Source organism: Arthrobacter sp. 10L424 (assembly GCF_056395325.1).
This window is the reverse complement of record NZ_JBFTJH010000005.1, coordinates 213,520-224,288: the sequence shown is the minus strand read 5'-3', so window position 1 is coordinate 224,288 and position 10,769 is coordinate 213,520. Positions and strand designations below refer to the sequence as shown.

The following is a 10,769-nucleotide window of genomic DNA, read 5'->3' as shown; positions in this document are numbered from 1 at the left end:
CCGGCCAGCTAGAAGCCATCGCCACTGCCAAACAGGCTGCCCCCGTCAAACCCGCCGTGAACGAACGATGGAACCAACGCGCCAGCCGGAGGAATTCATCTGAGGCAACGACTGCACCTTCCCGGAGGTATTGACATGAGGCAACAGGGCATCCAAAAAATTGATGGCGCAACCCCCTTTCCGCTGCTAGTCTCGCTCGTGTCAACGGCGGGCACCCGGGAGCCGGGAGGCTATCTACCAGGCGCAACACCAACTTCACCGCAAACGCTGGAGCCTGGTAACCGACGCCGCAGGCTCATCACCTTCCGGTACGGTTCCGGCTTCCACAGCAGAGGGAGTCGCATCATGACTGTCGTCGCCACAGCCCAGTTGTATCTCGCCAGGTCCATCGAGCTGGCCACCGCCAACGTCATGAACAGCGGAGGGCCCTTCGGCGCCGTCGTTGTCACCGTGGACGGACAAGCGTTCGACGGCGTCAACCGCGTCACCGCGACCAACGATCCCACCGCCCACGCCGAGGTCACGGCCATCCGCCGGGCCTGCGCCGAACTGGGCCGGTTCGAACTCAGGGGAGCCACGCTCTACACCAGCTGCGAACCGTGCCCCATGTGCCTGGCCTCCGCCCTCTGGGCCCGGGTGGAAGGCGTGGTTTTTGCCGCCGACCGGCACGACGCCGCCTCGGTGGGATTCGACGACGCCGTGTTCTACGAGTTCTTCGAGAAAGGCCAGCCCTCGGCCGTGATGCCGGTGCGCAAGCTGGCGCTGGAGGGCCCCGAGGCGCCGGCCGTGCTGCTTCCCTTCACCACCTGGACGACCCACCATTCCCGGATCCACTACTAGCTTCCGCGGCGTTTTCGGACAGGCGCTGCGTTTTCAGACAGGCGCTGTGCGGATCCGGGGCGCGGAAGTCCGCAATCGCAGCGGATTTCAGGCGTGCCCGGCCGCGGGGGTCCTTTCCCCGGCCCCCGTTTGGAACGACAATGTGCAGATCATCGCCGCAGGGGAGAAGGGGGTGCAGCAATGCTGGACGTGATGCCCGACGTCGGCTCCCTCCGCGAGTTCTTCGGCCACAGCGCCGCGCACGCGTTCGCCGTCGGGCCCACCTGCGGCATCGGGCTGGAAGTCCACCTCGAACACCAGGAGACGCCATGGACATGAACACCATCGAGGCGGTGGTCCGCACCGCGGATCCGGCCGACTGGCAGCCCGGCGATGCGTGGCTGGCCGGCGGCACCGTGCTGTTCTCCTACGGCAGCTTCGCCTTCGGCGACGAACCGCTCCGGCGTCTCCTGGACCTCGGCTCCACCGGCTGGCCTGCCGTCACAGTGTCCGAATCCGGCATCGAGCTCGCGGCCACCTGCACCGTCGCCGAGCTCTATGCGCTTCCCGCAGGCGACACCGGCCGGGCACACGCGGCCGCCTGGCCCGCGCTGGAGCTGATCCGGCCGTGCTGCGATTCGTTCGTGGCATCCTTCAAGGTCTGGAATATGTCCACCGTGGGCGGCAACCTCTGCACGTCCCTGCCCGCCGGACCCATGATCTCGCTTTGTGCGGCACTGGAGGGCGTGGCCACGGTCCTCGGCCCGGGCGGCACCACCCGCACCGTCCCGGTGGCGGACTTCGTCACCGGGGACGGGCGCAACGCCCTGGCACCCGGCGAGCTTCTCCGCAGCATCCAGCTTCCGGCGTCGGCCCTTGCCTCAAGGGTGGCGTTCCGCCGGCTGTCGCTGAGCAACCTCGGCCGGTCCGGAGTGCTGCTGATCGGACGGCTCGACGCCGACGGCGGACTGGTCCTCACCGTCACCGCCGCCACCAAGCGCCCCGTGCAGCTGCGCTTCGGCTTCGCTGCCAGCGCGGGAGGGAACGGCGGCAGCGGACTAGTCACGGCAGCCGAACTGTCCGCCGCGCTCGACGACGCCATCCCGGGCGCGCTCTATCACGACGACATCCACGGCCTGCCCGTCTGGCGCAAGGACATGACCTACCGGCTGGCCGAGGAAATCCGCGCCGAACTGGCGGCCCCGGCGGGGGCGGCACCAGTCCGCGTTTCCGGCGACTTCTGGCCTCCGCCGCGCACGACGCCGCAGGCTTCAGCGCCGCAGGTTCAGGCACCGCAGGCTTCCGCGCCGCACACGTCGGCACCGCAGACTTCCCCACAGCCGGAAGGAGCCTGAGCATGGGCATCGAGATCAACGGCGCAATAGAGATCAACGGCACAATTACGATCAACGGCACCCCGGCGCAGGCCGAACCGCGGCCGGGGCAGTGCCTGCGGACGTTCTTGCGGGAGCAGGGCAACCTCGGCGTGAAGAAGGGCTGCGACGGCGGCGATTGCGGGGCGTGCACCGTCCACGTGGACGGCGTTCCCGTCCACAGCTGCATCTACCCCGCGGTCCGCGCGGAAGGCCGGGCCGTCACCACCGTCGAGGGGCTCGCCAACACCGCGGCCGGCACCAACGCCAACACCAACACGGAAACCGGCGCTGCCCTCCATCCGATGCAGCAGCAGTTCATGGAGCGGCAGGGCTTCCAGTGCGGCTTCTGCACCGCGGGCATCGTGATGACGGCGGCCACCTTCGACGACGAGCAGAAGGCCAACCTGCCGCGGAACCTCAAGGGGAACCTGTGCCGCTGCACGGGCTACCGGGCGATTGCGGACGCTGTTTGCGGCGACGCCGCGCACGGCACATCCAGTCACCCGGACCCCGCCGGGCAGGAATCGGGGATCGGCGGCGGGGGCCAGCCCGGCCCGCTTCCCGGCCAGCCCGGCCCGCGTCCCGGCCAGCTCGGCGACGACGTCCCGGCGCCAGCCAGCCAGGCGATCGTCACCGGCATGGCGCGCTACACCCTGGACGTGCCCGCGGAGGAGCTCCCCGGGCTCCTGCACGTGAAGCTCCTGCGCTCGCCGCACGCCCACGCCCGCGTGCTGTCCATCGATTCCACGGACGCGCTGCGGATCCCCGGCGTGGAGGCGGTCTTCACCCACGAGGACTCACCCGCGCAGCTGTTTTCCACGGCCCAGCACGAGCTCTTCACCGACGATCCGGACGACACCCGGGTGCTGGACGACGTGGTGCGGTTCGTCGGGCAGCGGATCGCCGCCGTCGTCGCCGTTACCGTGGCCGCGGCGGAAGCCGGCGTCCGGGCGCTGAGGGTGGAGTATCAGGTGCTGGACGCCGTGTTCACCCCCCAGGACGCGATGCGCCCCGGCGCCCCGGCGATCCACGGGGACAAGGACGCCGCCACGGCCCGCATCGGCCGGCCGGAACGGAACGTCGTGGCCGAGCTGCATTCCGAACTGGGCGACGTCGCGGCGGCTTTCGCCACCGCGGACTTCATCCACGAGCAGACCTACCGCACGCAGCGGGTGGCGCACACCGCGCTGGAGACCCACGCCGCCATCGCCTCGATCGACGACGACGGCCGGCTCCAGGTCCGCACGTCCAGCCAGGTGCCGTTCCTGGTCCGGCGCACCCTGGGCCGGCTCTTTGGCCTGCCGGAGGACCGGATCCGGGTCGTGACGGGACGGGTGGGCGGCGGCTTCGGCGGCAAGCAGGAAGTCCTCACCGAGGACATCGTGGCCCTCGCCGCGCTGAAACTCCGGCGCCCCGTGCAGCTCGAGTTCACCCGTAGCGAGCAGTTCACGGCAGCCACCACCCGGCACCCGTTCACCATCCACCTCAAGGCCGCCGCCAGCAACGACGGCACGCTGACGGCGCTGCAGCTGGAGGTCCTGACCAACGCCGGCGCCTACGGCAACCACTCCGTGGGCGTGATGTTCCACGGCTGCGGCGAGTCCCTGGGCGTGTACACGTGCGCCAACAAGAAGGTGGACGCGCACGCGGTGTACACCAACACGGTGCCCTCGGGCGCCTTCCGTGGCTACGGGCTGAGCCAGATGATCTTCGCGATCGAGTCCGCCGTCGACGAGCTCGCCACCGGAATCGGCATGGACCCGATGGAGTTCCGCCGCCGCAACATGGTCCGCGAGGGCGACGACATGCTCTCCACCCACGCCGAGCCGGCGGAGGACGTGCTCTACGGCAGCTACGGGCTGGACCAGTGCACCCGGTTGGTGCAGGACGCCCTGGAGCGCGGCCGGGACCGCTACCGGGACGCCGGGCTCGGCGACCTCGGCCCGGACTGGGTCACCGGGGAGGGCTCGGCGCTGTCCATGATTGACACCGTCCCGCCGCGGGGCCACTTTGCGCATTCCAAAATCCGGGTCCTGCCGGACGGGAGCTACCAGGCGGACGTGGGAACCGCGGAGTTCGGCAACGGCACCACCACCGTGCACGCCCAGCTCGCCGCCACCGCCCTGTCCACCACCGCTGACCGGATCGCGCTCAGGCAGGCGGACACGGACCTCGTGGACCACGATTCCGGCGCCTTCGGCTCGGCCGGGACGGTGGTGGCCGGCAAGGCCACACTGGCCGCGGCCGAGGAACTGGCGGTGCGGATCCGCGCCTTCGCCGCCGGCATCCGGCAGGTCAAGGCCTCCGGGTGCGTGCTGGCGGACGACGCCGTGATCTGCGAGGGAACCCGGGTGCCGCTCGCGGAACTGTACGACGCCGCCGCGGCGGCCGGCGTCGACCTTTCCGGCGAGGGGCGCTGGGGCGGGACCCCGCGGTCGGTGGCCTTCAACGTCCACGGCTTCCGGGTGGCCGTCAACACTGGGACGGGGGAGCTCCGGATCCTGCAGAGCGTCCAGGCCGCCGACGCCGGCGTGGTGGTCAACCCGCGGCAGTGCCGCGGGCAGATCGAAGGCGGCATCGCGCAGGCGCTCGGCGCCGCGCTGTATGAGGAGGTCAGGGTGGACGACGCCGGGCGCGTCACCACGGACATCCTGCGGCAGTACCACATCCCGTCCTTCGCGGACGTGCCGCGCAGCGAGGTGTACTTCGCCGACACGTCCGACAAGCTGGGCCCGCTGGGCGCGAAATCCATGAGCGAGAGCCCGTTCAACCCGGTGGCGCCGGCGCTGGCCAATGCCATCCGGAACGCCACCGGGATCCGGTTCGCGGAACTGCCGATCGCCCGCGACAAGATCTACCTCGCCCTGAAGGAATCCGGCCTGGTCCCGCCCGTCGCGTCGCCGTCCCGGCCTATAGTCGGATGATGGAACAGCGCATCTTGGGCAAAACCGGACGGAACGTCTCCATTGTCGGGCTGGGGACCTGGCAGCTTGGCGCGGACTGGGGCAAGGTGGACCCCGCGCAGGCGCAGGCCATCCTGGCCGCATCCGCGGAAGCCGGGGTCACGTTCTTCGACACCGCCGACGTTTACGGCGACGGCCGCAGCGAGCAGGCCATCGGCAAATTCCTGGCGGACAACCCGGGCCTGGACATCACGGTGGCCACCAAGATGGGCCGCCGGGCGGAGCAACTGCCGGAGAACTACAGCCTGGCCAACTTCCGCGAGTGGACGGACCGGTCCCGGCGCAACCTGGGTGTGGAACGGCTGGACCTGGTCCAGCTGCACTGCCCGCCCACCGCCGTGTACAGCAGCGCCGAAGTCTACGACGCGCTGGACACCCTGGTGGCCGACGGCGCCATCCGGAACTACGGCGTCAGCGTGGAGCGGACCGACGAAGCCCTCGAGGCGATGCGGCACGACGGCACGGCCACGGTGCAGATCATCCTCAACGCCTTCCGGCTCAAGCCCCTCGACGAGGTGCTGCCCGCAGCGGAGGCGGCCGGCGTCGGCATCATCGCCCGCGTCCCGCTCGCCTCGGGGCTGCTCTCCGGCAAATACACCGCGGACACGTCCTTCGCGGCGGACGACCACCGGAACTTCAACCGCACCGGATCGGCGTTCGACGTCGGCGAGACCTTCTCCGGTGTGGACTTTGAACAGGGCCTCAAGGCGGTGGCCGAGTTCGAGGAACTGGTGCCCGACGGCGTCAGCACCGCCCAGGCGGCCCTCGCCTGGATCACGGCGCAGGACGGCGTCAGCACGGTGATCCCCGGCGCCCGGAACGTGGACCAGGCCCGCTCCAACGCTGAAGCGGCGCGGGTCAGCGGGATTGATGCCACGTTCGATGTCGGCGTCCGCGAAATCTACGACCGCTACTTCCGCGCATCGATCCACCCGCGCTGGTAGCAGTTCCGTACGGGCCGCTCATGACGTCACCGTCCATCGACGGCTTTGTGGACCGGCTCGCGGCCGTGGCAACAGGGCCGGCGTGCAACAACTTCTTTGACCACTCCGACCCCGGCAATGCGCAGCGCCGGCGGAACCTGGCGATCTACCTGCAGGAAATGCTGGACCGGCGCCCGAAGGTGCTGCTGGTGGGGGAGGCCCCGGGCTTCCGCGGCATGAGGATCACCGGCGTCCCCTTCACCAACCGCACGATGTTCGAGGGCCCTGCCAACGGATTCGGACTGTTCGGGCCGGCCCAGGGCTACGTGCTGCCGGCGGAAGCCGCGGGAGTTGCGGCCGAGCCGACGGCCACCGTGATGTGGGAGGTGCTGGCCGAACTGGACTTCCTTCCGCTGCTCTGGAGTGCGTGCCCCTGGCACACCCACCGGCCCGGCCAGCCGCTGTCCAACCGCACACCGAATGCCTCCGAGGCAGCACTGGGGACTCCGTTCTGGCAGGCGTTGACGGAGCTGTTTCCCATCGAGACGGTGGTGGCCGTGGGCAATGTGGCGCAGCGCAGCCTGCAGCGCAGCGGCCTGGACGTGCCGAAGATCAGGCATCCCGCCCACGGCGGCCGGTCCGGATTCAAGCTCGGGCTGGAGGAATTACTGGCCGCGGGGATGGAGTAGTAGGCCGGCGGGGGCCCGTCCGGATTCAAACGCGGCTGGAGGAGCTGCTGGCCTCGGGGATGGAGTAGTAGGCGCAGACAGTAGCTTGACCGGGTCAGAGCCGGGCGCCCGTTTCGTCAGCGAGGGTTCGCAGGAGCTGGTCCTGGAACGTGTGGTCATTGACGGCGCGGTGTGGCTGCCGCCTTTGCTGGTGGTACCAGTACCCGCCGCTGGTGAGCGCCTCGGGCTGATCACTTGACGAGAGCCATTCCTGGGTTTGGTGTCCCAATTCCAGATCGTCCGGTGCGCCGGGTCCGCCCATTCTGGTGGGCACCCAGCCGGGGTCCACGGCGTTGCTGAGCAGCTCGGGACGCAGCCGGGCAAGGGCTGCCGCGAGCGTGGTGACGAACAGTTTGCTGTCCGAGTACGACCCGGGCGTCGTGCCCTGCCAATCGACGCCGGCCAGTGAGGGCTGCCCGCCGAAATGCGAACCGCTGCTCAAGTACACGTGCCGCCGCGGCCCGTCAAGCAGGGCCGTGAGGAGGTAGGGCGCGATGAAGTTGACCGGCATGACCGCCCGTCCGCGCCAGACCCCGGCGTTGTGAATCACCGCGTCGAGCGGATCCCGGCCGTTCAGCTCGGCGGCGATGCGCCGTACGGCATCGCGGTCACTGAAGTCGCCCACCACGATGTCCGCACCGCGGTCCACGAGGGCGGCGAGGCTGGCCGCGCGGTCCTGGTTGCGAGCATGCAGGACGACGTCGTGGCCGGCAGATAGCAGGGAATCCGCCGCGGCCCGTCCAAGGCCGTCCGCGGAACCTGTGACAAGGATTCTCATGATTGCTGGTTCTCCTTAGGTTGTGCGGGGAGCTGCGGCTAAATCCAACGCGGGGTCAGATCCCGCCCATGTTGGGCTGTTATTTGGACCGTAGGTGACCCCGCGTTGGGGGTGCTTGGTCAGTCGAGGAGGTGCAGCTGGTCGGGGGTGTCGAGGTCCTCGCCGCCGGAGAGGTCGCTGCAGTCCACCAGATCAACCAGGTCCGCGTGGGCCTGCAGGAAGTGCCGCCCCCCGGCGTCGCCCGTCGCTGATTCTGCAGCCTCATTGCGGAGGGTGGCATCCAGTATCAGGGGATGGCCCCGCTGCAGCCTTCCGTCCGGGCCGCGGTAGGCGGCCGCGGTCACCCGGCCGGGCCGGCGGGCTGCCAGCAGCCGGGCGACTATCTCCGCTGTCAGGCCGGGCTGGTCCACCAGCGCCATAAGTACGTGGTCCGCCGGGGCTGCCGCGGCAACGCCAAGCCGGAATGAGCCGCCCATTCCGGTGGCCCAGTCCGGGTTGTCGATGACCCGGTGCCGGCTGAGGTCGGTGGCGGCGCGGACTGTTGCCGCGTCCGCGCCGAGGACGATCACCACGTCCCGGCAGCCGCCAGCGAGGAGCACGTCGGCGAGAACTTCCACGAGAGTGCGGCCGCGGAAGGGGAGCAGCGCCTTGGGCCCGAGTCCCAGCCGTGTCCCGGCGCCGGCAGCGAGCAGCACCGCCGTCGTTGATCCCGCAGTCGTTGATCCAGCCGTCGTTGTTCCCGCCACAGTGAGCCGTTCCGATGAGTCAGCCATGGCCCCAGCCTATGCACCGAGTTGGCAGTTGACGGCAGTCGCGGGCCGGAACATTGCCGTCAACTGCGCACTCGATGGGTCCAAGGGCGTTGTAGCCCAGCCGCGCTAGAAACCAAGGGTCTGCGCGCCACGTCGAAATCCGGCGGCTCAGCTGCCCCGGTAGGTGGAGTAGGCGAACGGGCTGAGCAGGAGCGGCACGTGGTAGTGCGCCTCCGACTCCACCACGCCGAACGTGAGGATCACCTCGGGGAAGAACGTCTCGGTGGCGCTGGCCGCGAAGTACTTTCCCGTGTCGAAGGCCAGACGGTACGTTCCCGTGGGCAGTCGCTCCGGACCCAGTTGTTTGACGCGTCCGTCGGCGTCGGTGGCGCCCTCTGCGATCTGGACCCAGCGCTCGCCGTCGAGCCTGTGCAGGGTGACCGGGACGCCCGCCGCCGGTTTCCCGGAGCCGGTGTCGAGTACGTGGGTGGTGACGTGGGACATGCTCATTGGCCCATCAGTCCTTCGAGTCGGAGCACTGCGATTTCCCGCAGCTGCTGGCCAATTATTGTCTGTTCTTCCCCGGGCGTGTGGGCGAGCCTGGTGTTGAGCGCGGCCAGGATCTCCTCGCGACTGCGGCCGGCCGACCGGATCAGGAACACCTGTCCGAACTTCTCCTCGTAGGCCCGGTTGCCGTCCGCCAGGGCCTGCGCGACGACGGCGTCCGCCTCGCCGAGTCCGGCCTGCTCCGACTGGGACAGCCTGGCCTCCACACTGTTGCCCGGTGCCCGCTCGCCAATCCGCGGGTGGTGGGCGAGGGCCGCCTCAATCTCCGCCGGACTGAATGGGTCGGCTGCGCCGCGGCCAGCCTCAAGCAGCGCCGCGAGGCCGGAGTACGGCCGCGCGTCAACAAGTTCCTCGATCCAGCGCGGGATGTCCAGACAGGGGCGCAGGGCAGCGGCGGCTTCGGTGCGGCTGGCCGAGTTGAACTGTTCAAGGTGCACGGGACATGTCCTAGTGAGCGGCTGCTGGATTCACGGTCTAGGGCCCACGTTAGTCTGGGAAAGGATTCAATCCACGGACGAAAGGCAGTGTCATGAGTGATCCCAACGAACCGGGCACCGATCCCGCAGACCTCCGCGGGCCGGGCGACCCGGACGCCGTCGAAGCCCGCCAGCCGCACGCCGAACCCGGCCAGGCCGGCAATATCCGCGAGGAACAGCAGACCCAGGCCGCCGGAACGGTGCCCGCCGCCTATGTCGGGTCCGGCGACTCCGAAGCGGAGGACAAGCCGGAAGACGCTGCCGCGGACACCGGCATGTGGGACGACGAGACCTGACCTCAGGGCCCTGCTGGGTGGGGTGACAGCTGATTCATAGCTCCGGCATAGCTGGCGTGGCTAGCTTGGGCAACTATGGAACAGCGCACGCCCCGGCAGCCCAGCCACCGTCGCGGCGGCACTGCGTCCCGGCCGCGCTCCCGCACGTTCCGCCGCACCCGGGCGGTCATCTTCGCGCTGTGCGCCGCGGTGCTGGCGGTGGCGGTGAGTGCCGGCATCCACTCCGCCGCGCAAGCCCGCCCGACGGCGGCCGTCCAGGCGGGGAGCGTGACGGACAGCCAGGTGCCGGTGTCGACGTCGAACGGCCAGGCGCCCGCTGCGGCGGCGGCCCTGCCGGCGGCCACGGAAACCGCCGCGCCGGCCGCGCCGGCCGCGGGAGTCATCGACGCGGAGCTGGACGCCAGGATCAACGCCATCATCGACGCCAACAGCGAGTACCAGCTCGGCGTCGCGCTCGTGGACCTGTCGGACGGCGCTGATTCAACCGCTGTCCACGAATACGGCGTCCAGGCGGCGTTCGTCGCCGCCAGCACGGCCAAGGTCCTGGCCGCCGAGGCGTACTACCACCTCGTCGAAACCGGCAAGGCCTCACTCGACGATACGCTGGGGGCCTACACCGCGGAATTCCAGCTGCAGGCGATGATCCAGCAGAGCGACAACGACTCCTGGTCCCTGATCATGGACGCGGTGGGCTACGCGGAGCTGACGGACTACGCGGCCTCGATCGGGGTGGACTACGCCCCCACCCGCAATACGCTGACACCCGCGGAGATGGCCCGCATCCTGGCCGGGCTGTACTCCGGGACGCTGCTGGAACCCGCGCACACTGCGCAGCTGCTGTCCTATATGCAGGACACCAACTATGAAACGCTCATCCCGGCTGCCGTCCCCGCGGGCATCACCGTCTTCCACAAGTACGGGCTGCTGGCCGGGCAACTGCACGACGCCGGCATCCTCGCCCGGGACGGGCGCGCCTACGCCCTGGTGATCTACACCAAGGGCGCCGGCCTGAGCAGCGTCCCCGAGCGGACGGACGTCATCCACCAGGTCACGGCGGCCGTGGCGGAGGGTTTGTTCTAGGTTATGGGTTG

Annotated in this window: 12 protein-coding genes; 8 read left to right on the top strand and 4 right to left on the bottom strand. The window is 69.7% G+C overall.

All coding sequences use genetic code 11. From position 1 onward, the window contains the following. The first annotated feature begins 345 nt into the window (after positions 1-345). The 6 genes from AC1DC5_RS11990 (at position 346) to AC1DC5_RS11965 (ending at position 6,770) form a co-directional block, all read left to right on the top strand. Positions 346-840 carry a nucleoside deaminase gene (locus AC1DC5_RS11990; RefSeq protein WP_476865288.1) on the top strand — a complete coding sequence of 165 codons (495 nt, stop codon included), beginning with the start codon at positions 346-348 and terminating at the stop codon, positions 838-840. A gap of 180 nt (positions 841-1,020) precedes the next feature. After that, on the top strand, positions 1,021-1,158 hold the full coding sequence (locus AC1DC5_RS11985) for a hypothetical protein (RefSeq protein ID WP_476865287.1): 138 nt from the start codon (positions 1,021-1,023) through the stop codon (positions 1,156-1,158). Next, a complete protein-coding gene (locus tag AC1DC5_RS11980; RefSeq protein WP_476865286.1) occupies positions 1,149-2,174 on the top strand; it encodes an FAD binding domain-containing protein in 1,026 nt (341 codons plus the stop codon). Before AC1DC5_RS11985 ends, AC1DC5_RS11980 begins: the two co-directional genes overlap by 10 nt. 2 nt (positions 2,175-2,176) lie before the next feature. Beyond that, on the top strand, positions 2,177-5,119 hold the full coding sequence (locus AC1DC5_RS11975) for a molybdopterin-dependent oxidoreductase (RefSeq protein ID WP_476865285.1): 2,943 nt from the start codon (positions 2,177-2,179) through the stop codon (positions 5,117-5,119). Next, positions 5,119-6,102 carry an aldo/keto reductase gene (locus tag AC1DC5_RS11970; protein WP_476865284.1) on the top strand — a complete coding sequence of 328 codons (984 nt, stop codon included), beginning with the start codon at positions 5,119-5,121 and terminating at the stop codon, positions 6,100-6,102. The genes AC1DC5_RS11975 and AC1DC5_RS11970 overlap by 1 nt, the downstream gene beginning before the upstream one ends. A gap of 20 nt (positions 6,103-6,122) precedes the next feature. Continuing rightward, positions 6,123-6,770, top strand: coding sequence for a uracil-DNA glycosylase (locus AC1DC5_RS11965; RefSeq protein WP_476865283.1), 648 nt, complete (start codon positions 6,123-6,125; stop codon positions 6,768-6,770). A 94-nt stretch (positions 6,771-6,864) separates the two neighbouring features. Here the strand turns inward: AC1DC5_RS11965 and AC1DC5_RS11960 are convergent, their stop codons facing one another. The 4 genes from AC1DC5_RS11960 to uraD all read right to left on the bottom strand — a co-directional run bounded on the left by AC1DC5_RS11960 (position 6,865) and on the right by uraD (position 9,343). Continuing rightward, on the bottom strand, positions 6,865-7,587 hold the full coding sequence (locus AC1DC5_RS11960; RefSeq protein ID WP_476865282.1) for an SDR family NAD(P)-dependent oxidoreductase: 723 nt from the start codon (positions 7,585-7,587) through the stop codon (positions 6,865-6,867). A gap of 119 nt (positions 7,588-7,706) precedes the next feature. Further along, positions 7,707-8,360 (bottom strand): nicotine blue oxidoreductase, encoded by a 654-nt coding sequence (gene nboR / locus AC1DC5_RS11955; protein WP_476865281.1) that lies wholly within the window; start codon positions 8,358-8,360, stop codon positions 7,707-7,709. Positions 8,361-8,507: 147 nt separating this feature from the next. Then, a complete protein-coding gene (gene uraH, locus AC1DC5_RS11950) occupies positions 8,508-8,849 on the bottom strand; it encodes a hydroxyisourate hydrolase (RefSeq protein ID WP_476865280.1) in 342 nt (113 codons plus the stop codon). After that, positions 8,846-9,343, bottom strand: coding sequence for a 2-oxo-4-hydroxy-4-carboxy-5-ureidoimidazoline decarboxylase (gene uraD / locus AC1DC5_RS11945; RefSeq protein ID WP_476865279.1), 498 nt, complete (start codon positions 9,341-9,343; stop codon positions 8,846-8,848). Before uraD ends, uraH begins: the two co-directional genes overlap by 4 nt. A 92-nt stretch (positions 9,344-9,435) precedes the next feature. Here uraD and AC1DC5_RS11940 point away from each other — a divergent pair, with 92 nt between their 5' ends. Both AC1DC5_RS11940 and AC1DC5_RS11935 read left to right on the top strand, forming a co-directional pair. After that, the gene (locus tag AC1DC5_RS11940) at positions 9,436-9,678 is read left to right on the top strand and encodes a hypothetical protein (protein ID WP_476865278.1); all 243 of its coding nucleotides are present in this window, start codon (positions 9,436-9,438) and stop codon (positions 9,676-9,678) included. A 75-nt stretch (positions 9,679-9,753) separates the two neighbouring features. Then, on the top strand, positions 9,754-10,758 hold the full coding sequence (locus AC1DC5_RS11935) for a serine hydrolase (protein ID WP_476865277.1): 1,005 nt from the start codon (positions 9,754-9,756) through the stop codon (positions 10,756-10,758). Positions 10,759-10,769: the final 11 nt, after the last annotated feature.

What these genes read in the sequence shown, in the direction of transcription:
- AC1DC5_RS11985 (WP_476865287.1), top strand. Translation starts at nt 1,021, where the DNA reads ATGCTGGACGTGATGCCCGACGTCGGCTCCCTCCGCGAGTTCTTCGGC.
- AC1DC5_RS11965 (WP_476865283.1), top strand. Translation starts at nt 6,123, where the DNA reads ATGACGTCACCGTCCATCGACGGCTTTGTGGACCGGCTCGCGGCCGTG.
- nboR (WP_476865281.1), bottom strand. Translation starts at nt 8,360, where the DNA reads ATGGCTGACTCATCGGAACGGCTCACTGTGGCGGGAACAACGACGGCT.
- AC1DC5_RS11975 (WP_476865285.1), top strand. Translation starts at nt 2,177, where the DNA reads ATGGGCATCGAGATCAACGGCGCAATAGAGATCAACGGCACAATTACG.
- AC1DC5_RS11960 (WP_476865282.1), bottom strand. Translation starts at nt 7,587, where the DNA reads ATGAGAATCCTTGTCACAGGTTCCGCGGACGGCCTTGGACGGGCCGCG.
- AC1DC5_RS11935 (WP_476865277.1), top strand. Translation starts at nt 9,754, where the DNA reads ATGGAACAGCGCACGCCCCGGCAGCCCAGCCACCGTCGCGGCGGCACT.
- uraH (WP_476865280.1), bottom strand. Translation starts at nt 8,849, where the DNA reads ATGAGCATGTCCCACGTCACCACCCACGTACTCGACACCGGCTCCGGG.
- AC1DC5_RS11990 (WP_476865288.1), top strand. Translation starts at nt 346, where the DNA reads ATGACTGTCGTCGCCACAGCCCAGTTGTATCTCGCCAGGTCCATCGAG.
- AC1DC5_RS11980 (WP_476865286.1), top strand. Translation starts at nt 1,149, where the DNA reads ATGGACATGAACACCATCGAGGCGGTGGTCCGCACCGCGGATCCGGCC.
- AC1DC5_RS11970 (WP_476865284.1), top strand. Translation starts at nt 5,119, where the DNA reads ATGGAACAGCGCATCTTGGGCAAAACCGGACGGAACGTCTCCATTGTC.
- AC1DC5_RS11940 (WP_476865278.1), top strand. Translation starts at nt 9,436, where the DNA reads ATGAGTGATCCCAACGAACCGGGCACCGATCCCGCAGACCTCCGCGGG.